The following is a 21,972-nucleotide window of genomic DNA, read 5'->3' on the forward strand; positions in this document are numbered from 1 at the left end:
GAAATCCTGATCTGCCCCCCCCGGAGCCCAGAATGTTTTGCCGCGCGCGGATAAGCAAGCCAAAACCCAACCGGGGGCCTGAAAGCATGGGATGGCGGCTATGCTAGCCCGAGCCCGGCTCGGCCTGTTTCCGGTGCATTTCCGCGGTCGCCGCTTCGCTCAGCACCGCCGAGGCGAGCAGCTGCGCCTTGTTCTTGAGGCCGTGGACGACCGAATGCTCGCCCTCCTTCATCGCCTGCCATCCCGTCACCGCGACGTCGGCGGGATCGTCCTTCGGCGCCTGTCCGACCTTGGTGTCGAGCATGCCCGCGCGTTCGAAGAAGCGCGTATCGGTTGGGCCGGGTTTCAGGCAGGTGATGGTGACTCCGCTGTCCTTGAGCTCGTTGCCGATGGCGGCTGCGAAGCTGTCGACGAAGGCCTTGCTGCCGTTATAGACCGCCTGAAACGAGCCCGCGACATGCCCCGCGATCGAGCCGGTGATCAGCACCTTGCCCTCGCCGCGCGCGACCATTCGCTTCAAAACAGCTTGAAGCAGCAGCAGCGTGCCGGTGATGTTGGTGTCGATCACATGGCGCCAAGCGGCGACATCCTGATCGAGAAAAGCACGGCCGAGGCCGTGCCCGGCATTGGCGACGAGCACATCGATGTCGCGCCCGTCCGCCGCCGCGAGCAGCCGCTCGACACCTGTCGGGGTCGACAGGTCGGCCTCGATCGCCTCGACCTCGATGCCGTTGCGGCGCAGGCCCGCGGCGGCATCGACGAGCGGTTCGTCGGCGGCGAGGACCAGATCATATCCCTCAGTCGCCGCGAGCATTGCGATTTCGCGGCCCATGCCGCTCGATGCACCAGTGACGATCGCCAGCTTGCGCTCAGGCATGTTCCATCGCCTGCACCGCCTCGATCGTGCCTTTCTGAAGGCCGGGCTTGAGGACGATCTTGGTGTAGCTGTTCTGCTCGTCGTGCCAGTGCCGGTACATTTCGGCGGCATCCTCGAGCGGGGCGTGATGCGAAATCAGCGAGACGGTGTCGAACTTTCCGTCGCGGATCATGTCCAGAAGCTCGCCCGTATAGCGCTGCACATGCGTCTGCCCGCTCTTCACGGTCAGGCCCTTCTCCATCAGCTGACCGAGCGGAAACTTGTCGGCGAAGCCGCCATAGACGCCGGGAATCGAAAGCCGCCCGCCCTTGCGGCACGCGAGGATCGCCTGGCGCAGCGCGTGCGGGCGCTCGGTCCCGAGATATAGCTTCGCCTTCACATGATCGAGCATATTGTCGAGCGCGAAGCCATGGCTTTCCATGCCAACGCAATCGATGCAGGCGTCGGGCCCGATCCCGCCGGTCATCTCGTCGAGCGCCTCGCGCACATTGACCTCGGTGTAATCGAGCACCTCGGCGCCATATTTGCGCGCGAGTGCGAGGCGGGTCGGGTAATGATCGATCGCGATCACGCGCCCGGCGCCGAGCAGCAGCGCCGACTGGATGGTGAAGAGCCCGACCGGGCCGCAGCCCCACACCGCGACCGTATCGCCGGGCTCGATGTCGGCGTTGACCGCCGCCTGCCAACCGGTGGGAAGAATGTCGGAAAGGAAGAGGACGTCGTCGTCGGGCAGGCCGTCGGGAATCACGACCGGACCGACGTCCGAATAGGGCACGCGCACATATTCGGCCTGTCCGCCGGCATAGCCGCCGGTGAGATGCGCATAGCCGAAGGCGGCGCCCATTGCGTGGCCCATCATCAGTTCGGACGCATCGCGCGTCTCGCTCGGGTTGCTGTTGTCGCAGGCGCTATATTGCTGCCGCTCGCAAAAGAAGCATTGGCCGCAGCTGATCGTGAAGGGAACGACGACGCGTTGCCCTTTCTTCAATGTCGACCCGGCGCCGGTTTCGACAACCTCGCCCATGAATTCGTGCCCGACGATATCGCCCGCACGCATGCCCGGAATATAGCCGTCGTAGAGATGGAGGTCCGAACCGCAGATCGCGGTCGAGGTGACGCGCAGGATCGCGTCGCGCGGGTTGACGATTTCGGGATCTGGGACGGTTTCGACGCTGATCTTGTGGCGTCCCTGCCAGGTTACGGCGCGCATGGCCTTCTCCTTAGATATGAGGCTGTGTAGGATTTTCGGACGAGCGGGCCGAAGGCGACGCGTTGCTCGTCACCTCGCCCGTTTCCATGAGCTGCTTGAAGCGGTGGAGGTCGCGCCGCGCCTGCACCTCGGGCTCGCGCTGGAGCAATTTCGCACCGAGACGGCCGAGCGTTCCGCCCGGCGGCTCATAGGCGAGGATCAGGCTGACATAGGTCCCCCGCCCGTTGGCGGCGTCGGCAAAGCGCACCTCGCCGCTGTTGGCGATGTCGGAATCGGGAGTGCTTTGCCAGTAGATCGATTCGCCCGGCACCTTCTCGGTAATCCGGTTAACGAGCGTGACTTCGCGTCCCGCGGGTCCCTTGATCGTCCATCTGGAAACGCCGTCGCCCGCTTCTTCGACCGCGACGACATTCTCCATGAACTCGGGGAAGCGCCTCACATTCCACGCGGCGAACAGCTCTTCGCGCGGGCGGTTGACGAGCAAAGATTTGCCGAAAAGCGCGCGGTCGGACTTTCGCTCCTTCGTCCAGTGCGGCGCGTCGGTCGGAAAGGCGGACTTTTCCGCATTCCGGTGCCGCTGCCAAAGCGCGAGGCCGATTCCGGCCGCCGCCAGCCCGACGCACGCCGCGGCGAGCAGAAACGGGTCCGGGTTCGATCGATCATTGAAATAAGTCATGACTTCCTCTCGCCCGGCGAGCGCCGGACGTCGTTGATGGCCGCCCATATCGGGCCGCTCGCTTAGGGATCGGGCGCGTCAATCATGCCAACCCTATTGCGTCACCGACGTGCCCGAACTTCGATCGTTCCGCGCTGGCCGCACAGGGCGAGCCAAGCGCGAGACGAAACGCCGCTACCGGCTGCCGCCGATGGGCGCATCCGCGCCCTCCTTCGGACCGCGGTCGGTGCGGGTCGGCGCGTGGCCGCCGCCGCCCTGCGGGTCGGCATCGAAATCCTCGGGATTGCCCTTTCCGCCCGCACCCGCACCGCTTCCGGTGACGGGCCCGCTTCCCTTGCCCGGCCGATGGCCGCGGTTCGCTTGGCCTTCATCGAGCTTGGCGCGCTGATCCTCGGGATAATCCTCGGGGCTGACCATGCCGACATTGTCGCGGTCTTCGACCTTCTCGGGTTTCAGCGACCCCGGCGTTGGCGCGGCCGGGCGCTCCTGAGCATCCGGGCGCGCATCACCGAGCGGGCCACGCGGGGTCGCGTCACCCGGCATCGTCCGGCTCCGCTTGCGCCAGCTTCTGCAGCTCGGCGATATGCTTTTCGATCACCGGCACGATCTCGCCGGCCGCCGCCTTCAGGCCAGGCGTGTCGCCGCCGGTGGCATAGGCGCGATGCAGCGCGAGGGCCGCGTCATGCGCCGCCTGCTGGTTACGAATATAGACGGCATCGATACTCGCCGCATCGGCCGCCTTGATCTCGTCGAGCATCCTTTGCTGTTCGGGATCGAGCGCGGGAGGCGGCACGGTGATCGAGGCGGCATCCGCCGCCGCCTTCACCTTGGCCGTCGACTCGCCATGATTGTCGATCATCATCTGCGCAAAGGCCTTCACATCGTCGCGCTGCGATTTGGCGCGCAACGCCTTCGAGGATTCGATCTCCCACATATCGCCCGCACCCGCCTTGGCGACATAGCCGGCCGCGTCGGTCGGCGTTGCGGCCGCAACCGCGGGTGCGGGGGTTGCCATCGTGGTGTCGGTCGTGGTGGTATCGGCCGGGGGCGCCTCGGTGTCGCCGGTGCCGCAAGCCGAAAGCATGGCGGTGGCGGCCAGAAGAATGATTTTTTTCAACGAACGTCTCCCAATCCTGCCCGCCCGCTCGACCAAGCAACGAGGTCCCCTATCCAAAGTTCCGCGGCTCGGCGCAGCCCCGGCGCGGATTTATCGGGAAGCAAACATAGATCAGTATTTGCGCCGGTCGGGGCCATGCGCATCATCCCGGATGCTCCAGCCGCGTCTCGACGCGCATCAGCGACACCGCCGTGCGGCGCGGCTGGGTGAGCATGAAATGCGTGGCGACCGCGATGTCCTCGGCGCGCAGCATCTTGTGCGCGTTGATCAGTTCGCGCTGCTTTTCGGGTGGAAATTCGGGATACTGGAAATCGGCGCCGGTAAATCCGGGTTCGATCAGCCCGACCTTGATGTCCTGCTCGGCGAGTTCCTTGCGAAAGGACGGCACGAACCCTTGGATGCCCGATTTAGCCGCGACATAGATCGAGCTGCCCGGCCCTTTCGACACCGCCGACATCGATCCAATGAAGATGATGTCGCTTCCGGCCGACATGCAGCGCGCGGCTTCCTGCGCGCAGATCAGATAGGCGGTGAGGTCGGTGTCGAGCTGGTAGCGCGCCTCGCTCTCGCCGCTGTCGGCTAAGGCCGAGGCCGGAATCGCGGCGTTGATGATCGCGATGTCGATCTCGCCGAGATAGGCCCTCGCGGCTTCGAAAAAGCGGTCGACATCCTCGGCGAGTGACAGGTCGACATTGATGCCGTCGCCCTCGCCGACCTCGTCGATGCGCTTGAGCGCATCGTCCAGATGTTCGGGCGTCCGGCCGCAGACGAAGACGCGGACGCCATAGCTTGCCAGAAGCACTGCGATCGCGCGCCCGATGCCCGTCGTGCCGCCGGTGACGATCGCTTTGCGGCCGTCGAGGTTCGGCCGTTCGGTATGGGCATCCTGTTCGTCGATCATTTCGGGCTCCCTATTGCCCGCCGGCACACGCCACGCGGGGTTATGCCCCCCTCATCGGCGACGTCCGGAATGATGCGAAGTTCCCCGCCGATCGAGCGGCGCCGGGCTTTTTCGCGATTATCTGATGCAGGTTAGGAAACGTCCCGGCCTCACAGGCCCACGCGTGCGCCCGGAGGCGCGGCCCGGTCGTTTCCGACGAGCACGTCCACGGTCGGCAACAGCTTCCAGATATTGGCGCCCGATTTGGTCATCCGCGCCAGCAGGGTCGCCCCCTGCCACAGTTCGACATGAACGCCCTCACCCTCGTTGCGGGCGATTTGGAAGGCGTGATCGGGGCCCTCGGCGTTGAAATCGATCCGCCGCAGTTCGGCACCGCCCGCATCCTGCAAAATCATATGAAAAGGACGCATGGCTCTGCTCCTCATTGTCGGGAGCAGGTGCGACCCGGCTCTCGGCATGTCATCGATCGGCCGGCCGTAACAACGGGAAACTGCGGCTAGTGCCGGAGCCAGGAAAGCCGATCTGGGTGGAACCGCAGATGTCGATTGTCATCATATATGGTCTCCGGAACAATGCCCTAACCTAGGTCATGAATCGCGAAGGAAAGTCCGCGGCGGCGGGCAAGTCACTGATTATGTCGTCCTATATATTTGCACCGATTGCACCGGGCCCGCACGGTCGAAGCAACCCGCCGCGCCCCCGTTGCGTTAGCGGATCATGACCCCGCGCTGGCCCTCGACGCTCTGGATCGTCCGCCATGGACAAAGCGCCGGCAACGTCGCCCGCGATGCGGCCGACGCCGCGCGCGACCTTCGCATCGCGCTCGACCACCGCGACGTCGATGTCCCGCTGTCAAATCTTGGCCGCGAACAGGCGCGCGCGCTCGGCGAATGGTTTGCAGAGGGGCAAGAGCATGGTCGCCCCCAGATCATGCTCGCTTCGCCCTATGTTCGCGCGGTTGAGACCGCCAGAATCTTTCGGGCCGCGGGCGGCTGCGACGCCGATGAGCGCATCTGCATCGACGAGCGGCTTCGCGAAAAGGAGTTCGGCATCCTCGACGGCCTGACCCGTTTCGGCATCGAGGCCGCGCATCCCGAACAGGCCGAGTTCCGCAAGCTGCTCGGCAAATTCTACCACCGCCCGCCGGGCGGCGAGAGCTGGTGCGACGTGATCCTCCGCCTGCGTTCGCTGCTCGACACCGTTTCACTTCACTATGGCGGACGGCGCGTGATGATCGTCGCGCATCAGGTTGTCGTCCTGTGTCTGCGCACGATCATCGAGAATCTGGACGAATCCGAAATATTGGCGATCGACCGCGAAGCCGACGTCGCCAACTGCGCGATCACTGAATATCGTTTCGATCCCGAGGCGGGCCGCGACGGCAATCTCGTCCTCTCGCGCTATAACGTCACCGCGCCGATGAAGGACGACGTTCCGGTAACGCGCGAGCCCGATGCGATGGTCGCCGCGCGTGGCTGAAACCGTTCCGCTCGACAGCGCCTGGCTGAAGGCGAACCCGCTACCCGGTCATCACGACCATGTCGACAAGAATGGCCGCGGCCGCGTGCTGGTTATCGGCGGATGCCGGCGCGTGCCCGGCGGCATGTTGCTGACCGCCGAAGCCGCGTTCCGCGCCGGCGCGGGCAAGGTGACCATCGCAACGATCGAGTCCGCCGCGATTCCGATCGGCGTCGCCTTTCCGGCCTGCGCGGTCCTTGCGCTTCCCGAAACGCCGGGCGGCGAGATTTCGCCCGCGAGCGCCGAGTTGATCCTTGATGAAATGGCGGACCACGACGCGATCCTCTTCGGTCCCGCAATGATCGACCAGCAAATCGTCCGCGAGTTGCTCGCGGCGATGCTACCGTCTCTGCCCCCGGAGATGTTTCTGCTGCTCGACGCCTTTGCGCTACGCGCCGCCGCTGATCATGCCGAGGCGATTCGCGCGCGCCGCGATCATGTCGTGCTCACCCCGCACGAAGGCGAACTGGCGGGGCTCCTCGGCCTCGACCGCGAGGAGGTCGCCCGCGACCCCGCGAGCGCCCTTGCGGTCGCCGTGGAGCGCTTCGGCTGCACGGTGATGGTCAAGGGCGCGACCAGCCATCTGATGGCGGGCGATACGCGCCTCGGCTATGCCGGGGGCGGTCTCGGCCTCGCGGTTAGCGGCTCGGGCGATATTCTCGCCGGGCTGATCGCCTCGCTCGGCGCGCAGGGCCTGCCGCCGCTTCAAGCCGCCGCCTGGGGCATCTGGCTGCACGGCGAAGCGGGTCGCCGCCTGTCGGAGATGATGGGCCCGATCGGCTTTCTCGCGCGCGAGCTTCCTCCGCTCGTGCCTGGGCTCATGCGCGGCGTCTAGGGCCGAAGCGCTTTTGGTCCGGGTCGCGTTCGAAGCGGAAGCGCCCCTTGATATGTTCGTTGAAAAACTGCCCGGCCGAGTCCGCCGCGCACAGCGCGTCGAACAGGCTGCGCGGAACTTCGAAATAGAAATAGCAGCCGGTATCGAGGAAGCGCAGGCACAAAAGACGCGTCTCATCGTCATAGCCGGCGCGGTCGATGATCGAGGAGGTGTCGAAACGGCAGACCTGCATGTGCGACAAGCGCCCCGCGCCTTCGGAAGTTCCGACCATCGACCGCATCCCCGAGCGCCCCATCGACGACCAGGAGAGCGGAAAACATTCCGAAATATTGATGCACATGAGTTTCCGCGAAATCGCCACGGAGCGATTGTGAAAGCGCGCGCGTTCGCTCGCCTATGGTCAGTACGCTACCCGAAACCGGATCTTCTATCTCCCTCCGCGACCAGCTTCAGCGATTCATTGGCGATCGCGGTTTCCCCTGCGTGGGCGCGAAGTCGGCGCTCGCGAACGACATGTTGCGGGTGGTGGAGGCTCGCGATCTTACGAGCGGATGGGATGATCTGGAGATCCACCGCGAGCTGCTGGGCTGGGCTCGCGCCTACAAGGCCGACCCCACGGGGCTGCGAAGCCTCGTGGTCGTCTTTCGCGAACCCGGCGGCCTCGACGAACTGGCCTTCGAGGAGGCGCTATGGGCCCGGATTCAGAGTCTGGCGGACAAGGATGCCTGGAAGGGGATGCCCTATGACTCGCGCGTTTGCGCGGAGCCTGACAACGCCCATTTTTCGCTGAGTTTCGGTGGCGAGGCCTTTTTCGTCATCGGCCTCCACCCGCGGGCGTCGCGACCCGCCCGCCGCTTCGACAGGCCGGCGCTCGTCTTCAATCTGCACAACCAGTTCGAGAAGCTGCGGGCCGAAGGACGGTATGAACGGATGCGGGAGCGCATCCTTGCCCGCGACCTCGAACTGGCGGGCAGCATCAATCCGATGCTCGCGCGTCATGGCGAGGCGAGCGAAGCCGCGCAATATAGCGGCCGCATGGTCGAAGAGGGCTGGACATGCCCGTTCCGCGATCCAAGGGCCGACCCATGACGGTCGAAATTCCTCCGCGCAGCGGTGCCGCGCTGACCATGCGCCACGGCGACATTCTGAAGGTCATCGACCCCAAAGGCGGCCAGGTCAGCGACATGGTCGCCTTCATGGCGGCCGACCCGTGCGAGGCGCTGTCGAACGGCCGGACCTTCGATTATGAGGAGACGATCCGGCTGACCGCGGGCCATCGCCTCTGGTCGAACCGCTCGCGTCCGATGCTCGAAATCGTGGAGGACAGCGTGGGCGTACACGACTTCCTGCTGACGCCGTGCAGCGAGGCGACCTTTCGCCACTTCTATCCCGAAAAGCCCGTTCATCGGGGCTGCCACGGCAATCTGGTCGAAGCCTTGATGCCGCATGGCATCGCGCCCGACGCGATCCCGACCGCGTTCAATATCTTCATGAATGTGCCCGTCGGCGCCGACGGCCGGATCAAGGTGGACCCGCCGACGACGGCGCCGGGGGATTTCATTCGGCTGCGCGCGCTCGCCGATCTGATCGTCGGCCTCACCGCCTGCTCGGCCTATGACAGTTGCGGCGGGACGTTCAAGCCGATCCACTACGCCATCGAGGCTGCTGAACCATGAGCGCGGCTGCGCGCGCCTTCGCGCTTCGCGACGCCGGTCTACCGGGCAGTTATGTTCTGCCGATCGCCGCCGAGACGTCGCAGGCGCGCGCTCTTGCCGGCTATCTCGCCCGCATGTCACGCACGATCGATGAGGTCATCGTCGTCGACGGCTCGCCGCCGCAGGTCTTTGCCGATCATGCCCGCGCATGGGGCGATTTCGTCCGCCACATCCCGCCCGCCGCGCGAACGCCGAACGGAAAGGTCGGCGGCGTGATGACGGGCGTCGATGAAGCGGCCCACGAACGGGTCATCATTGCCGACGACGATGTCCGCTACCGCCGCGCTGAGCTGAAGCAGATGCTCGACCTCCTCGACGATCATGCCGTCGTGCGCCCGCAAAACTACTTCCATCCCCTGCCCTGGCACGCGCAGTGGGACACAGCGCGCAGCCTGCTCAGCCGCGTCGCCGGGGGGGACTGGCCGGGCACGCTCGGCGTCCGGCGCTCGGTCCTGCGAAGCGCGGGCGGCTATTCGGGCGATGTGCTTTTCGAAAATCTCGAACTGGTGCGCACTGTGAGGGCCGCGGAGGGTCAAGAGGCGGTGCCGCTCGGCCTGTTCATCACGCGCCGTCCGCCAGACGCCCGCCATTTTCTTTCGCAGCGCGTTCGTCAGGCCTATGACGAATGGGCGCGCGCCCGGCGCTTCGCAGCGCAGCTCGCCATCGCGCCCGCGCTGGTCATCTGCGGCATTCCGCTGGCATTCGCGCTGGCCGCTGCGGCGATCGTGGCCGCTGAAATTGGTCGGCGAAGGAGTGGCGGCCGAAAATATTTCGCCCCCGCCGCTTCGCTCTGGGCGCCGCTCTGGGTTGCGGAGCGCGCCGTCACGGCGTGGATCGCGATCGGGCAGCGGCTCCTGCGGGGCGGAGTGCGCTACCGGAATGGCCGCCTGTGGAGCGCAGCGACGTCCGAACGAGCGCTGCGAAAGAAGGTCGCGGCGATCATGGCGGCCGGGTCTGCTGCGAAAGCCGCTGGAATATGATCTGGGATTAGCGCGGCCGAAAAAGTCGGCCGCCCCCGTCGGTCCACCGCAACTCTCGCGCGAGCGCGTGCGTCCTTTGGCTGTAACGCGCGAAGGACACATCATGAGAAGCCATCGATCGGGCAGCGAAGCCTTAAGCAACCCCTCCGGCCTGCGAGCCGGGATTCTGTGATGCCGCCCGAACTTGCCCCCCGCGCCCTCGACCTCCTGCTGAGGAAGCTTTTAAGCCACAGCCTTCTGTCGACCGACGATCAGAATGCGATCGCCGCGCTTCCCTTCACGCTGCGCCGTTTTGACGCGGGCGGCTTCATCATTCGCGAAGGCGAGCGATGCGACATTTGCCCGATCCTCCTGTCGGGTTTCGCCTATCGGCACAAGATGACCGGCGACGGCGGCCGGCAGATCGTCGCGCTCAAGCTTCCGGGCGACCCGCTAGATTTCCAGTCGCTTTTTCTCACCCAGGCCGACCACACGGTTCAGGCGCTCAACCCGGTCGAACTGGCGGTCGTTCCCAACCGGGAGATCGAGCGGTTGATCGTGGCGCGTCCGTCGCTCTCGCGGGCGATCGTCACCGACATATTGGTCGAAGCGTCGATCGGCCGCGAATGGTTGCTCAACATCGGACGGCGCAACGCGCTCGCCCGGCTCGCCCACCTCATCTGCGAAATCCATTACCGCCTTGCGATCAGCGCCACGAATCTGGTCGAAAGCGACCTTCCGGTCACGCAGGAACAACTCGCCGACCTGCTCGGCCTCACCCCCGTGCATATCAACCGAACGCTGAAGGAACTGGAGCGCGCGGGGGCCGTCGCACGGTCGGGGCGGCGCATTCGCATCGGCAATCTCGACCGTCTTCGCGATCTCGCCGACTTCAGCGACCTCTATCTTCACTCTCAGGATGCCGTAATGCACGATCGCGGCGCAAGGACAGGCGCCTAGCCGCGACCGACAAAGCCCGCTCCCATGGTGTTCGCGATATTATTCTGGAAACGGGTTATGCGATCATGACCGAACATGCTTTCGATCGCGACATGGCTTGCAAATCGGCCGCCGCCGCGAAGGCGCTGGTCGACGGGATCGCGCGGGCCGTGTGGGAGACCGATGCGCGCGGCATCGTCGTTTCCGACAGCCCCGCCTGGCGCCGCCACACCGGTCAATCGCTGGCGGAATTTCTGGAGCATGGGTGGGTCGGGGCGATCCATCCCGACCAGCGCCGCGATGTCCGGCGCCAGTGGCGCGCCGCCGTAGCGCGCGGATCCAGCATCGACATCGAAGCGCGTCTCCAGGTCGACGGAGGCGAATATCGTTGGAGCCGTCTGTACGCCGTGCCGCTCCGCGCCGCGGATGGAAGCATCCGCAACTGGACCGGCATGAGCATGGACATCGAGGTGCGCAAGAAGGCCGAGCAAGCGCTACGCGAAAGCGAGGCGCAGTTGCGGACGCTCGTGGGCGAACTGAAGCACCGCGCGCGCAATATATTGACGGTGGTACGGTCGGTCTTCTCCCGAACCGTCGAAGGCGAGCGCCCGATCGAGGAAATCGCCGAACATTTCCGCGGACGGCTCGACTCGCTGGCGCGCGCGCAGGTGATCCTGACGCAGCATTCCGCGGGGTCGATCGACCTGCAGAATCTGATCCGCGACGAATTGCTCAGCGCCGGTGTGCAGGACGGCCCGCTGCTTTCGATCGAGGGCCCCGATGTGGGGCTCACCCCGGTCCAGGCGGAATTGCTCGCGCTCGCCTTTCACGAGCTCACGACGAATTCCCTCAAATTTGGGGCGCTTCGCGTTCAGGGCGGCCATTTGAACATAAGCTGGACCACCAACATAGGTTATAGCGGCGATCGCCTGCTCGACCTTACATGGACCGAACGGGGCGTTCCCGCCGTTCCCGTTCGGCCCGCCTATCGCGGGTTCGGAATGGAATTGATCATGGATGCGCTGCCCTATCGACTAGGGGCAGAGACCCAGGTCGAATTTCTGGGCGGCGGGATGCGCTGTTCTGTTTCCTTACCGCTACGGGAGCAGGACGGAGCGGCGTCAGCGGGATGAAAGTCGTTCAATGGGGCGCTCGCTAGTCGGACAATATATTCTGATCGTCGAGGACGAATATTTCATCGCGGCCGATCTCGCCCGCGCGCTCGAAGCCGAGGGTGCGACGATATTGGGTCCGTTCTGCGATCTGGTCCTGGCGATGAAAGCCGCGCGCGAAAACCACATCGACCTCGCCCTGCTCGACGTCAATCTCAACGGCGAACACTGCTATTCCGTTGCCGAGCTGCTCGAGGATCGGGCCGTGCCCTTCCTCTTCCTCACCGGCTACGATCGCGCCACGCTGCCCGAACGCTTTCGTTCGGTACCTCGGCTGACGAAACCGTTCAGCACCGGCGCCGTTCTGCGGGAAATCGGGCAGCTCGTCGTAGACTAGCTTCGATTGAATAATAAGCGCGAGCGCCGATTTCGCAACCTAGGTTAACCCTGGATGAATTTTGAGCTGCTGGACACGCGCGGCGGGCAACTCGCGCCATCGGTCCGCGTTGGCAAGACTAAGTGAAGATCAGATTTTCGGCTCCAACCGGCCGCGCGGGCACCCGTGCGAGCAAGCGGACGTGCACGTAACTAAAGGATCGACGATGAAGCACGACAGCGAAGACCGGTTTTTCTTCCAGCTTTCCGAAGAAGATATCCCTCCCCCTCCCGCCGAAACCCAGACGCCCCCTCAGGCGCGGCGTCTGGCGCTGATCGGCTGCTTCCGCCCTCGCCAATGCGGCATCGCGACGTTCACCGCCGACAGCTTCGATCATCTTCGCACCGCTACGCCCGGCCTTGCCATCGACATTTATGCGATGCGCGGCCGCGCCGGCGACGCCGACGACCCCGATGTGCGGCTGGCGATCGACGAGCAGGACGCCGCCAACTATCGCGCCGCCGCCGAGGCCATCAACGGAAGCGGAGCGGACGCGGTCTGGTTGCAGCACGAGTTCGGCATTTTCGGCGGCCCGGCCGGCGACATGATCCTCGAGCTCGTCGAACGGATCGCGGCGCCGCTGATCGTCACGCTTCACACGGTGCTGGAAGAACCCGGCGCCGACCAGCGGGCCGTGATGGCGCGGCTAGTCGCTCGCGCGTCGAAGCTGGTCGTGATGAGCGAATTCGGGCGCGGAGCGCTGATGGACATTTATGGCGCAGAGGCCGCCCAGATCGAAGTCATCGAGCATGGCACGCCCGATCGTCCGTTCGTCCCGCGGTCGCCGCTACGCGATACGCTGAAGATCGGCGACCGGCCGATATTGTCGACGTTCGGGCTGATCGGGCCAGGCAAGGGACTGGAAACCGCCATCCGCGCGCTGCCCGCGATCGTCGCCCAATATCCCGACATCCTCTACCGCATCGTCGGCGCGACGCATCCCAATCTGATCGCCGCCGAGGGCGAAGCGTATCGCGACAGCCTGAAAGCGCTGGCCGAGGAGCTTGGCGTTACCGGAAATATCGCGTGGGACAACCGTTTCCTCGGCAGCGGCGACCTGCTCGACCAGATCGAGCTTTGCGACATCTACCTCGCGCCCTATCCCAATCTTCAGCAGATCACCTCGGGCACGCTGGCTTATGCGGTTGCGCTCGGCCGCGCGGTCGTTTCGACGCCGTTCGTCCACGCCCGCGAACTTCTCCAGAGCGATGTCGGCATCCTCCTGCCCGGCTGCGACAGCAACGCGATCGCCGAAGCGGTGCTGCTGCTTCTCGCCGTCCCCGAGGAACGACGTGCGCTGCAACAGCGGGCCTATGCGCGGGGCCGGCAGACCACTTGGAGCGTCGTCGCCGACCGCTTCGCCGCGCTCATTTCAGAGACGATCGCTCGGACTTCGGCTGTCCCAGCGACGCGCCGCGGACCGGCGCTCGCCGGACTGTGGGCGATGTGCGACGACGTCGGCATCCTCCAGCACGGCATCGAGATCGTGCCCGACCGCAATCACGGCTATTGCATCGACGATAATGCCCGCGCGCTGATGTTCGTGCACGGTCTGCGCGCCGGCGGCGGCGAAGCCGAGCAGCGGATGCTGACCTTTGCGAGCTTCGTTCAGCATGCGTGGAACCCCGAGCACGGCTGCTTTCGCAATTTCATGGGTTATGACCGCCGCTGGCTCGAAGAGGCGGGCTCAGAGGACAGCAACGGGCGCACGCTGTGGGCGCTCGGGCACAGCGCGGCCAAGGCGCACGACGCCAATTTCCGCCGCTGGGCCGCCGGATGGTTCGAGCGCGCCGCCCCGATGGCGCAGAAATTCAAGAGCCCGCGCGCCATCGCCTTCGCACTGCTGGGCGCCGATCATCTGCTCGAAAGCGATCCCGGGAACGCCGCGGCGCGCGCGATCGTCGAGCGCGGCGCTGCTTTCCTTTCCGCACTCTGGAAAAGTGCCCGCCGCGCCGACTGGGACTGGTTCGAGACCGGGCTCGCCTATGACAATGCCCGGCTGGCCGAAGCATTGATCCGCGCCGGCCGCCGCCTCCCCTCGCTTCCGCACGAAGAGGCGGGGCTCGCCGCGCTCGACTGGCTGTGCGCCAAGCAGACCGCGGCCGCCGGGCATTTCCGGCCGATGGGATCGGAAGGTTTCGGGCGCCAGGGCGAATATCTGCCTTTCGATCAGCAACCGATCGAGGCGTGGGCGACGATCGCCGCATGCGCGACGGCCTTTGCCTTCAGCGGTCTGTCCGTCTGGCGCGCGCGCGCCGAGATCGCGTGGCGCTGGTTTCTCGGCGACAATGATCGCGGCCTCGCGCTCGGCGATGTCCGGAGCGGACGCTGCCTCGACGGCCTTACGCCGCGCGGCGTCAACCTCAACTGCGGCGCCGAGTCGATCCTTGCCTTTCATCTGGCCCATCAGGCGATGACCGAAACCTTTTGGGTCGCCGGCACGGCACCGCTTCTTCGAACAGCGAAAGCTCCGGCCCTTGCCGTTTGAGGCAAACATCACGGCCCGGGACGCCATGCGGACCCGCTTCGCGCGGAGGAGAGGCCCATGCCTTTTTTCGAGCTGCTGAACGGGCTGGCGCCGCCCGCCGAGCGCATGCGGTGGGAAGCCAGCCTCGTCCGCCATGCGCGCGATTATGCGCGAAACGACGATCTCGTCCGCGAGGGCGCCGTTCCGGAAAAGCTGCATGTCGTGCTGGCCGGCTGGGCGCAACGCTACAAGCAGCTTGAAGACGGGCGGCGGGAAATATCGGCAAGGAAAGACGCGACATGGGACATCTCCATCATGGACTGTCCCCAGCTGACGCCAGACAGGTCCGGATGTTCCACCGGAGTTTGATGGAATGGCCTGAAAATTGACGCAGGATAGGAAATCGGCGCCCCGGCAAAGGATACCGAGGCCACGACGGGAATGATTATGCAGCAAAGACCCGGCCCGCGCGTTGCTCTGCATGATCCCATGACCAAGAATGTGTCCCTCTCCCGCGTCCATATCGGCTGTTCCGGCTGGAACTATCGCGACTGGCGCGGCGCCTTCTATCCCGAAGACCTGCCGGCGAAACGTTGGTTCGCCTTTTATGCCGAACAATTCGACACGGTCGAGATCAACAACAGCTTCTATCGCCTGCCCAAGCCCGAAACCTTCGACGCGTGGCGCGAGCAGGCGCGCGCCGGTTTCTGCTATGCTGTCAAGGCCAACCGCTTCATCACGCAGGCGAAGAAGCTCAAGGATTGTGAAGAGCCGCTCGCGCGCATGATCGCGCCGACCCGCCACCTGCGACCGGTGCTCGGGCCGATCCTCTATCAATTGCCTCCATCTCTGCACCTGAACCTCGACCGGCTCGAAGCCTTTCTGAAGCTGTTGCCCGATGACCTGTCGCACGTCTTCGAATTTCGCGACACCAGCTGGTATATCGACGCGACGCTCGACATGCTCGACCGTTTCGGCGCCGGCTTCGTCACGCATGATTTCCCCAAAAAAGCTTCGCCCCGCTGGGTTTCGGGCGGCATCGTCTATATCCGTTTCCACGGCGGCACCGGCAAATATGTCGGCCGCTATTCCGAAAAGCGGCTGCAGGACTGGGCCGGCTGGATCGCGGAGCAAGCCCGCGCAGGACGGTCGGTCTGGGCCTATTTCAACAACGATACCGAAGCGGCCGCGACCGACGACGCACTGACGTTGAAGGCGATGATCCGCCAGATTTTGCCGGAGGCCGCGCATTGACCGGGCAGCGGAGCCTTTTTGGCCCCTGGCTTCCGCCAGGGCTCGCCTATGCCGAGGACGCGATCGGGTTTGGGGAAGAAGAACGCCTAATCCACCATATCGGCCAAACCGACCTCGCGCCCTTCCGCTTCCAGCAGTGGACGGGCAAGCGCCGGACGCGCTCCTTCGGCTGGACCTATGATTTCACCACCGGCCGCTTCGCCCCGGCCGATCCCATCCCCGCGTGGCTGACCGGGTGCCGCGAGCGGGCCGCACAGTTCGCCGGCATCGCGGGCGAACAGCTCGTCCAGGCGCTCCTCATCGCCTATGCGCCGGGCGCCGGGATCGGCTGGCACCGCGACCGTCCGGTCTTCGACCATGTGATCGGCCTGTCGCTCGGCGCACCCGCAACGCTGCGCCTGCGCCGCCGCGCCGGCCCCAAGTTCGAGCGCGCGGCGCTCCCACTCGCGCCGCGTTCGATCTATCATCTTACGGGCGAAGTCCGGCACGAATGGGAGCATAGCATCGCGCCGATGGAAACCGCGCGCTGGTCGATCACCTTCCGGAGCCTGCGGTGAAGATCGCGACTTATAATGTGAACGGCATCAACGGCCGCTTGCCTGTGCTGCTCAAATGGCTCGCGCTCGCGCAGCCCGACATCGTCTGCCTCCAGGAACTCAAGGCGCCGCAAGAGAAATTTCCGGAAACCCCGATCCGCGACGCGGGCTACGACGTCATCTGGCACGGCCAGAGCCGCTGGAACGGCGTCGCGATGCTCAGCCGCATCGGCGAACTCCACGAAACGCGCCGCGGCCTTCCCGGCGATCCGCGCGACGAACAAAGCCGCTATATCGAGGCGGCGGTCGGCGGCATCCTCGTCGCCGGTCTCTATCTACCCAATGGCAACCCGTGGCCGGGCCCAAAATATGATTACAAGCTCCAATGGATGGCGCGTCTCGACACGCATCTCGAAACGCTGTTCGACCTGAAAGCGCCCGTCGTGGCGTGCGGTGATTATAACGTCATCCCGACCGACCTCGATGTCTACAAGCCCGAAAATTGGAAGGATGACGCGCTGTTTTCGCCCGAGGCCCGCGCCGCCTTTCAGGGCATCCTCGACCAAGGCTGGACCGACGCGATCCGCCATCTCCATCCCGATGAGCGCATCTACAGCTTCTGGGATTATTGGCGCCGCTCGTATGAGCGCAACGCGGGCATCCGCATCGACCATCTGCTGCTCAACAAGGCCGCCGCCAAACGCCTGAAGGCGGCGGGAGTCGACACGCGGCCGCGCGGCTGGGAAAAGAGTAGCGACCATGCGCCCGCATGGATCGAACTGGCGGACGAAAGGCCGAAGGGCAAAAACGAAAGGACGCGACGATGTTGACGGGCAGTTGTGCATGCGGGACGATCCGCTACCGGATCGACGCCGAACCCTATGACACCGGCTGGTGCCATTGCCGGATCTGCCAGCGGGTGTCGGGTGTCGGGATCGGGCGGCATGGTGTTCACCACGGCGGCACTCCGTCACTTCCATATCGAACAGGGCGAGGAGCGTCTGGGGAAATTCGCATCGACGCCGTTCGGCGAACGCGGCTATTGCCGCGACTGCGGCTCGCCGCTCACCATCCATGTCCGGCATCAGCCCGGCGAAATCGACATCGCCGCGGCCTCGCTCGACGATCCTGACGCGATCGCCCCGGCTTTTCACCTTTACGCGGACTTGGCCCCCAAATGGGCGATTCCGATCGACGGACTGCCCCGATATGCTGCGCTGCGTCCGACAACTCGCGGTCTCGCGCCCGGCCAGACCGAGGCTTGAGCGGCGATTTTGCAGCGACGCAAATTCTCTGTTTGTTCTTCTTCTCGCTGGCGCTGCGCGCGATCCTCGGCTAATCTCGACCCAGAGGTAAGCGATTGTCCGTGGATCCCGATACGACGCCGGTGGGCCGCAAGATCATCCATGTCGACATGGATGCCTTCTACGCTTCGGTCGAACAGCGCGACGACCCGGGCTTGCGTGGAAAACCCGTCGCGGTCGGCGGCTCATCGCGGCGCGGGGTGGTCGCAGCAGCAAGCTATGAGGCGCGCAAGTTCGGCGTCCGCTCGGCGATGCCGAGCGTCACCGCGAAGCGCCAGTGTCCCGCCCTTATCTTCGTGCCGCCGCGCTTCGAGGTCTATCGCGACATTTCGCACCAGATCCGCGCGATCTTCCGCGACTACGCCGACGAGGTCGAGCCGCTGTCGCTCGACGAGGCCTATCTCGACGTCAGCGCTGACAAGGCGGGGCTGGGCAGCGCGACCGCGGCGGCGAAGTTGATCCGTCAGCGCATTCGCGCCGAAACCGGCCTCACGGCTTCCGCCGGCGTTTCCTATAACAAGTTTATCGCCAAGCTCGCGTCGGACCAAAACAAGCCCGATGGCCTCACCATCATCCCTCCGGGCAAGGGCGCCGCCTTCGTCCAGACGCTGTCGATCCGCCGCTTTCACGGCATCGGTCCGGTGACCGCGGCGAAGATGGAAGGGCTCGGCATCTTCTCGGGCGCCGATCTCGCCGCCAAAGACCCGATGTGGCTCGCCGAGAATTTCGGCAATAGCGCCGAATGGCTCTATAATCTGGCGCGCGGAATCGACCATCGCCGCGTCAAGTCGAACCGGCCGCTGAAGTCCTTGGGCGGCGAGCGCACCTTCTTCAACGACCTGATCACCGACACCGAAATCCGCGAGGCGCTCGCGCATGTCTGCACCGTCGTCTGGGACCGCGCCGCGAAGAAGGGCGCGCGCGGGCGTACGGTGACGCTCAAGCTCCGCTACGCCGATTTCCGCACGATCACGCGCGCCAGATCGGTCACCGCACCCATCCTCGACGGCAATTCGCTGCTCGCCGCGGGCGAGGCGATCCTGGCCCCCCTGCTTCCTACCGAACAGGGCATCCGCTTGCTCGGCGTGACGCTGAGCAAGTTCGAAGGCGAAGAGGATGAAGACGAAGAGGGCGCCGCGCCGCCCGCCGACCTGCTCAGCCTTATCTAACCGCCAGCCCCGGCGCATGACGCCGCAGCGCCGCCTGCATTTTCGGCGACAGCGTCTTGAAATCGCAGCGGATCAGCGGCTCGTCGGAGACCTGCATCTCTTCGCGGAACGGCGCGCCGACGCGGTAGAGGGCGCGGTCGGTCCCCGCCGGTTTCACCCGGAAATAACCTGCGCCGTCGTAGCCGCCGAACTGCATCTGGGTAAAGCCGTCATCGACCGCGCGCGTTTGCGTGATCGGCTCGAGTTCGGCGGCCGGTCCCATATTGCCGCCCGGCCCGTAATAATAGAGGGCGCCCCAGCGTTTGCCGTCAAAGACGTAACCGTGATGAACGGTCGCGCATTTCTCGGTGTCGTTCGTCCAGAAGCCGCTGTCGATCGGCATCGCAATCGTCTGTGCTGCCGCCGGTACGCTGCTCGCCATCGCCGCAAGCGCCAAAATCCATGTGCGCATCGATACCCCCACAATCATCGAGCCGGCAGCCATGGTGAAGCAGATGCGCGGTTCGATCAACCCGCGTCGGCGAACACGCGCTCCTTCGTCGCTGTAAAGCGGATCGACGGGTTGCGCTGGGTCACATAGCCGACCTCCCACGCGTCCTTCGCCATGAACACCGGCGCGCCGTCGCGGTCGGTCGCCGCGGCGCCGCGATTGTCGGCCTGGAACGCCTTCAGCGCCGCGGCATCGTCGCTCGCGATCCAGCGCGCGGTGTCCCACGGCGACTGCTCGAGCTTCGCCTCGACCTTATATTCGGCCTCCAATCGGCTGATCAGCACGTCCAATTGCAGCTGCCCGACGACACCGACGATCATGTTCGCGCCGATTTCGGGATAGAAGACCTGGATGATCCCCTCCTCGGCCATGTCGTCGAGCGCTTTCCTCAGCTGCTTGGTCTTGGTCGGATCGACCAGCGCGACGCGGCGCAGGATTTCGGGCGCGAAATTCGGCAGCCCGGTGATCATGATGTCGCTGCGTTCGGACAGCGTGTCGCCGACGCGCAGCATGCCGTGGTTCGGAATGCCAATGATGTCGCCGGGGAAGGCCTCTTCGGCCATCTCGCGATCCTGCGCGAGGAAAAGCATCGGGCGGCTGATCGCGATCGCCTTGCCCGTGCCGCCCTGCATCAGCCGCATCCCGCGCTCGAACTTGCCCGAGCAGAGGCGCATGAAGGCGATGCGGTCGCGGTGCGCGGGGTTCATATTGGCCTGTACCTTGAATACGAAGCCGGTGACGGCATCGTCATCGGGCCGGACCGGCGCGGGTTCGGCGGGCTGCGGCTGCGGCCCGGGCGCGTGGCTCGCAAGCCCCGCGAGCAGGTCGACGACGCCGAATTCCTTGAGCGCCGAACCGAAAAAGACCGGGGTCAGGTCGCCATTGCGGTAGGCCGCACCGTCGAAGGGCGCGTAGCAGGCCGATGCCAGCTCGGTCTCTTCCTTGAGCAAGGCGAGCGCCGGCGCGCTGAGCTTCGCGGCAAGTCGCGGGTCTTCGAGACCCTCGACCGCGATCCGGTCGCCCTCATACATGCGCGACGCGTCGCCGCCGGGCACCATCAGCGCCGGGTCGACGAGGTCGTAGATGCCCTCGAACTGGCCCCCCATGCCCGCCGGCCAGTTCATCGGGCAGACGTCGAGCGCGAGCCGGTCGGCAACCTCGTCGAGCAGCTCGAACGGCGTCTGCCCCTCACGGTCGACCTTATTGATAAAGGTAATGATCGGCACCGAACGCAGGCGGCATACCTCGAACAGCTTCAGCGTCTGGGGTTCGATGCCCTTCGCGGCGTCGATCACCATCACCGCGCTGTCGACCGCCGTGAGCGTGCGATAGGTGTCTTCGCTGAAATCCTCGTGCCCCGGGGTGTCGAGCAGGTTGAAGATCAGCCCCGCATGTTCGAAGGTCATCACCGACGAGGTCACCGAAATCCCGCGCTGCTGCTCGATCTTCATCCAGTCGGAGCGGGCGCGCCGGGCGGCGCCGCGCGCCTTGACCTCGCCCGCGATATGAATCGCGCCGCCCGCGACGAGCAATTTCTCGGTCAGCGTCGTCTTGCCCGCGTCGGGATGCGAGATGATGGCGAAGGTACGGCGATCTGGGTGCTTGGACATGGCGCGGGCGCCTAGCAGGTGGCGCGAGATGTGGAAAGGGGCTGGCGCAGGGATCGCGGCGGACGCATGATCGCGCCATGCGAACCCTGCTCCTCGCCGCCGCCCTGCTCGCTGCGCCCGCCATTCCCGCCGCCGCACAGGAATCGCCATGGGTAGGCGAGTATGGCCTCGCCGAAGGGCCCGATGTCGGCGGCGGCCTCCTCATCCGGAACGACGGTCGCTTTCAATATATGCTCGCTGCGGGCGCGCTCGACGAACGCGCCGAGGGCCGGTGGGAGATCCGCGGCGAGGCCATCTGCCTCACCACCGATCCCAAGCCGGTGCCGCCGGCGATGGAGAAGGCCCCGCTGATCGAGGTCGAAGGTGCCGTCCCCACGCTGCTCGTCACCTGGCCGGACGGCGAAGGCGTACCCGGAGTCGATTTCACGATCGGCTTCGACAGCGGCGATCCTACCGAGGATTATACCCAATATTATGGCTGGACGATGCCCGACGACGACAAGCGCATACCGCGCTGGGTCGAGCTGCGCGAGCCGATCTACGGCATCATCGCGCCGCGCTACGAGCTCACCGAAGCCGACGGCGGCAAGCTGCACGTGATCATCGTGCCCAATGATATCGGTGTGGTCGATTTCGACGGCGCGTGCGCGGAGAAGACCGAGCGCGGCCTGACGCTCCACCGCGCCGAGGGCGATATGCGGTTCGCACGGCTGGGCGGAGAATGATGTCGGCTTTTGGGTGGGGAGCTGCCGTTGCGGCAATTTAGCCCCTCCCCTTCAGGGGAGGGGCCTTCTTCTCTCAATGGCAGCAACCGGTCGAAACCCATCATCCCCCTTCCCCCTTGCCC

General features: G+C 65.4%; 26 protein-coding genes and 1 pseudogene. 17 read left to right on the forward strand and 10 right to left on the reverse strand.

Features of this window, described 5'->3' with window-relative positions:
• Window positions 1-103: 103 nt before the first annotated feature.
• The 7 genes from FG95_RS16010 to FG95_RS16040 form a co-directional block, all read right to left on the reverse strand.
• On the reverse strand, window positions 104-877 hold the full coding sequence (locus FG95_RS16010; RefSeq protein WP_037557115.1) for an SDR family NAD(P)-dependent oxidoreductase: 774 nt from the start codon (window positions 875-877) through the stop codon (window positions 104-106).
• Window positions 870-2,087 (reverse strand): zinc-dependent alcohol dehydrogenase, encoded by a 1,218-nt coding sequence (locus FG95_RS16015; protein ID WP_037557117.1) that lies wholly within the window; start codon window positions 2,085-2,087, stop codon window positions 870-872. Before FG95_RS16015 ends, FG95_RS16010 begins: the two co-directional genes overlap by 8 nt.
• 10 nt (window positions 2,088-2,097) lie before the next feature.
• Window positions 2,098-2,763 (reverse strand): SRPBCC family protein, encoded by a 666-nt coding sequence (locus FG95_RS16020; RefSeq protein WP_081933202.1) that lies wholly within the window; start codon window positions 2,761-2,763, stop codon window positions 2,098-2,100.
• Between the two features lie 174 nt (window positions 2,764-2,937).
• The gene (locus FG95_RS20865; protein ID WP_037557119.1) at window positions 2,938-3,306 is read right to left on the reverse strand and encodes a hypothetical protein; all 369 of its coding nucleotides are present in this window, start codon (window positions 3,304-3,306) and stop codon (window positions 2,938-2,940) included.
• A complete protein-coding gene (locus tag FG95_RS16030) occupies window positions 3,296-3,880 on the reverse strand; it encodes a DUF4142 domain-containing protein (RefSeq protein ID WP_052182435.1) in 585 nt (194 codons plus the stop codon). The genes FG95_RS20865 and FG95_RS16030 overlap by 11 nt, the downstream gene beginning before the upstream one ends.
• Window positions 3,881-4,022: 142 nt before the next feature.
• Complete coding sequence (locus FG95_RS16035) at window positions 4,023-4,781, reverse strand: SDR family oxidoreductase (protein WP_037557121.1); 759 nt, start codon at window positions 4,779-4,781, stop codon at window positions 4,023-4,025.
• Between the two features lie 149 nt (window positions 4,782-4,930).
• Window positions 4,931-5,191 (reverse strand): hypothetical protein, encoded by a 261-nt coding sequence (locus FG95_RS16040; RefSeq protein ID WP_152567681.1) that lies wholly within the window; start codon window positions 5,189-5,191, stop codon window positions 4,931-4,933.
• Window positions 5,192-5,498: 307 nt separating this feature from the next.
• Here FG95_RS16040 and FG95_RS16045 point away from each other — a divergent pair, with 307 nt between their 5' ends.
• The gene (locus FG95_RS16045; RefSeq protein WP_037557125.1) at window positions 5,499-6,260 is read left to right on the forward strand and encodes a histidine phosphatase family protein; all 762 of its coding nucleotides are present in this window, start codon (window positions 5,499-5,501) and stop codon (window positions 6,258-6,260) included.
• Window positions 6,253-7,134 carry an NAD(P)H-hydrate dehydratase gene (locus FG95_RS16050; RefSeq protein ID WP_037557198.1) on the forward strand — a complete coding sequence of 294 codons (882 nt, stop codon included), beginning with the start codon at window positions 6,253-6,255 and terminating at the stop codon, window positions 7,132-7,134. Before FG95_RS16045 ends, FG95_RS16050 begins: the two co-directional genes overlap by 8 nt.
• Here the strand turns inward: FG95_RS16050 and FG95_RS16055 are convergent.
• The gene (locus FG95_RS16055; RefSeq protein WP_235211595.1) at window positions 7,118-7,405 is read right to left on the reverse strand and encodes a KTSC domain-containing protein; all 288 of its coding nucleotides are present in this window, start codon (window positions 7,403-7,405) and stop codon (window positions 7,118-7,120) included. The two genes, FG95_RS16050 and FG95_RS16055, sit on opposite strands and share 17 nt — an antisense overlap.
• A 125-nt stretch (window positions 7,406-7,530) precedes the next feature.
• Between FG95_RS16055 and gntA the strand changes: the two genes are divergently transcribed.
• From gntA to dinB, 14 genes and pseudogenes are all read left to right on the forward strand, one after another.
• The gene (gene gntA, locus FG95_RS16060; RefSeq protein ID WP_052182436.1) at window positions 7,531-8,223 is read left to right on the forward strand and encodes a guanitoxin biosynthesis heme-dependent pre-guanitoxin N-hydroxylase GntA; all 693 of its coding nucleotides are present in this window, start codon (window positions 7,531-7,533) and stop codon (window positions 8,221-8,223) included.
• Window positions 8,220-8,810: a DUF1989 domain-containing protein gene (locus FG95_RS16065; RefSeq protein WP_037557127.1), complete on the forward strand. Its 591-nt coding sequence runs from the start codon at window positions 8,220-8,222 to the stop codon at window positions 8,808-8,810. The genes gntA and FG95_RS16065 overlap by 4 nt, the downstream gene beginning before the upstream one ends.
• On the forward strand, window positions 8,807-9,829 hold the full coding sequence (locus FG95_RS16070) for a glycosyltransferase (protein WP_052182437.1): 1,023 nt from the start codon (window positions 8,807-8,809) through the stop codon (window positions 9,827-9,829). Before FG95_RS16065 ends, FG95_RS16070 begins: the two co-directional genes overlap by 4 nt.
• A gap of 171 nt (window positions 9,830-10,000) precedes the next feature.
• Entirely contained in the window at window positions 10,001-10,768 is a 768-nt protein-coding gene (locus tag FG95_RS16075; RefSeq protein ID WP_037557129.1) for a Crp/Fnr family transcriptional regulator, read from the forward strand.
• A gap of 65 nt (window positions 10,769-10,833) precedes the next feature.
• A complete protein-coding gene (locus tag FG95_RS16080) occupies window positions 10,834-11,880 on the forward strand; it encodes a sensor histidine kinase (protein ID WP_052182438.1) in 1,047 nt (348 codons plus the stop codon).
• 10 nt (window positions 11,881-11,890) lie between these two features.
• Window positions 11,891-12,256, forward strand: a complete 366-nt coding sequence (locus tag FG95_RS16085) for a response regulator (protein ID WP_037557131.1) — start codon at window positions 11,891-11,893, stop codon at window positions 12,254-12,256.
• Window positions 12,257-12,461: 205 nt separating this feature from the next.
• Window positions 12,462-14,783, forward strand: coding sequence for a glycosyltransferase family 4 protein (locus tag FG95_RS16090; protein ID WP_081933204.1), 2,322 nt, complete (start codon window positions 12,462-12,464; stop codon window positions 14,781-14,783).
• Between the two features lie 57 nt (window positions 14,784-14,840).
• On the forward strand, window positions 14,841-15,131 hold the full coding sequence (locus FG95_RS16095) for a hypothetical protein (RefSeq protein WP_037557132.1): 291 nt from the start codon (window positions 14,841-14,843) through the stop codon (window positions 15,129-15,131).
• Window positions 15,132-15,251: 120 nt separating this feature from the next.
• Complete coding sequence (locus FG95_RS16100) at window positions 15,252-16,016, forward strand: DUF72 domain-containing protein (protein ID WP_037557134.1); 765 nt, start codon at window positions 15,252-15,254, stop codon at window positions 16,014-16,016.
• The gene (locus FG95_RS16105; RefSeq protein ID WP_037557136.1) at window positions 16,013-16,573 is read left to right on the forward strand and encodes an alpha-ketoglutarate-dependent dioxygenase AlkB; all 561 of its coding nucleotides are present in this window, start codon (window positions 16,013-16,015) and stop codon (window positions 16,571-16,573) included. Before FG95_RS16100 ends, FG95_RS16105 begins: the two co-directional genes overlap by 4 nt.
• Window positions 16,570-17,382 (forward strand): exodeoxyribonuclease III, encoded by an 813-nt coding sequence (gene xth, locus FG95_RS16110; protein ID WP_037557137.1) that lies wholly within the window; start codon window positions 16,570-16,572, stop codon window positions 17,380-17,382. Before FG95_RS16105 ends, xth begins: the two co-directional genes overlap by 4 nt.
• Window positions 17,376-17,420 (forward strand): annotated as a pseudogene (locus FG95_RS21385) (hypothetical protein); the annotation flags it as partial. The gene xth and the pseudogene FG95_RS21385, both read left to right, overlap by 7 nt.
• A gap of 13 nt (window positions 17,421-17,433) precedes the next feature.
• Window positions 17,434-17,817, forward strand: coding sequence for a GFA family protein (locus FG95_RS16115; protein ID WP_081933205.1), 384 nt, complete (start codon window positions 17,434-17,436; stop codon window positions 17,815-17,817).
• Between the two features lie 95 nt (window positions 17,818-17,912).
• Entirely contained in the window at window positions 17,913-19,025 is a 1,113-nt protein-coding gene (gene dinB, locus FG95_RS16120; protein WP_052182440.1) for a DNA polymerase IV, read from the forward strand.
• On the opposite strand, the gene FG95_RS16125 is transcribed toward dinB, so the two are convergent.
• Both FG95_RS16125 and FG95_RS16130 read right to left on the reverse strand, forming a co-directional pair.
• Complete coding sequence (locus FG95_RS16125; protein WP_152567682.1) at window positions 19,018-19,476, reverse strand: hypothetical protein; 459 nt, start codon at window positions 19,474-19,476, stop codon at window positions 19,018-19,020. The two genes, dinB and FG95_RS16125, sit on opposite strands and share 8 nt — an antisense overlap.
• 56 nt (window positions 19,477-19,532) lie before the next feature.
• Window positions 19,533-21,125: a peptide chain release factor 3 gene (locus FG95_RS16130; protein WP_037557141.1), complete on the reverse strand. Its 1,593-nt coding sequence runs from the start codon at window positions 21,123-21,125 to the stop codon at window positions 19,533-19,535.
• Window positions 21,126-21,202: 77 nt separating this feature from the next.
• Here FG95_RS16130 and FG95_RS16135 point away from each other — a divergent pair, with 77 nt between their 5' ends.
• The gene (locus FG95_RS16135) at window positions 21,203-21,850 is read left to right on the forward strand and encodes a hypothetical protein (protein WP_037557142.1); all 648 of its coding nucleotides are present in this window, start codon (window positions 21,203-21,205) and stop codon (window positions 21,848-21,850) included.
• Window positions 21,851-21,972: the final 122 nt, after the last annotated feature.

The organism is Sphingopyxis sp. LC363 (assembly GCF_000756385.1).
Lineage (GTDB): Bacteria > Pseudomonadota > Alphaproteobacteria > Sphingomonadales > Sphingomonadaceae > Sphingopyxis.

Excerpts from the sequence above, each read along its gene's own strand:
- FG95_RS16100 (WP_037557134.1), top strand. The coding sequence starts at position 15,252 with ATGACCAAGAATGTGTCCCTCTCCCGCGTCCATATCGGCTGTTCCGGC.
- FG95_RS16090 (WP_081933204.1), top strand. The coding sequence starts at position 12,462 with ATGAAGCACGACAGCGAAGACCGGTTTTTCTTCCAGCTTTCCGAAGAA.
- FG95_RS16015 (WP_037557117.1), bottom strand. The coding sequence starts at position 2,087 with ATGCGCGCCGTAACCTGGCAGGGACGCCACAAGATCAGCGTCGAAACC.
- FG95_RS16130 (WP_037557141.1), bottom strand. The coding sequence starts at position 21,125 with ATGTCCAAGCACCCAGATCGCCGTACCTTCGCCATCATCTCGCATCCC.
- FG95_RS16080 (WP_052182438.1), top strand. The coding sequence starts at position 10,834 with ATGACCGAACATGCTTTCGATCGCGACATGGCTTGCAAATCGGCCGCC.
- FG95_RS16115 (WP_081933205.1), top strand. The coding sequence starts at position 17,434 with ATGACACCGGCTGGTGCCATTGCCGGATCTGCCAGCGGGTGTCGGGTG.
- FG95_RS16065 (WP_037557127.1), top strand. The coding sequence starts at position 8,220 with ATGACGGTCGAAATTCCTCCGCGCAGCGGTGCCGCGCTGACCATGCGC.
- FG95_RS16075 (WP_037557129.1), top strand. The coding sequence starts at position 10,001 with ATGCCGCCCGAACTTGCCCCCCGCGCCCTCGACCTCCTGCTGAGGAAG.
- FG95_RS16045 (WP_037557125.1), top strand. The coding sequence starts at position 5,499 with ATGACCCCGCGCTGGCCCTCGACGCTCTGGATCGTCCGCCATGGACAA.
- FG95_RS16040 (WP_152567681.1), bottom strand. The coding sequence starts at position 5,191 with ATGCGTCCTTTTCATATGATTTTGCAGGATGCGGGCGGTGCCGAACTG.
- FG95_RS16070 (WP_052182437.1), top strand. The coding sequence starts at position 8,807 with ATGAGCGCGGCTGCGCGCGCCTTCGCGCTTCGCGACGCCGGTCTACCG.
- FG95_RS16055 (WP_235211595.1), bottom strand. The coding sequence starts at position 7,405 with ATGGTCGGAACTTCCGAAGGCGCGGGGCGCTTGTCGCACATGCAGGTC.
- FG95_RS16095 (WP_037557132.1), top strand. The coding sequence starts at position 14,841 with ATGCCTTTTTTCGAGCTGCTGAACGGGCTGGCGCCGCCCGCCGAGCGC.
- FG95_RS16020 (WP_081933202.1), bottom strand. The coding sequence starts at position 2,763 with ATGACTTATTTCAATGATCGATCGAACCCGGACCCGTTTCTGCTCGCC.
- FG95_RS16125 (WP_152567682.1), bottom strand. The coding sequence starts at position 19,476 with ATGCGCACATGGATTTTGGCGCTTGCGGCGATGGCGAGCAGCGTACCG.
- FG95_RS16035 (WP_037557121.1), bottom strand. The coding sequence starts at position 4,781 with ATGATCGACGAACAGGATGCCCATACCGAACGGCCGAACCTCGACGGC.
- FG95_RS16010 (WP_037557115.1), bottom strand. The coding sequence starts at position 877 with ATGCCTGAGCGCAAGCTGGCGATCGTCACTGGTGCATCGAGCGGCATG.
- FG95_RS20865 (WP_037557119.1), bottom strand. The coding sequence starts at position 3,306 with ATGCCGGGTGACGCGACCCCGCGTGGCCCGCTCGGTGATGCGCGCCCG.
- FG95_RS16085 (WP_037557131.1), top strand. The coding sequence starts at position 11,891 with ATGGGGCGCTCGCTAGTCGGACAATATATTCTGATCGTCGAGGACGAA.
- FG95_RS16135 (WP_037557142.1), top strand. The coding sequence starts at position 21,203 with ATGCGAACCCTGCTCCTCGCCGCCGCCCTGCTCGCTGCGCCCGCCATT.
- gntA (WP_052182436.1), top strand. The coding sequence starts at position 7,531 with ATGGTCAGTACGCTACCCGAAACCGGATCTTCTATCTCCCTCCGCGAC.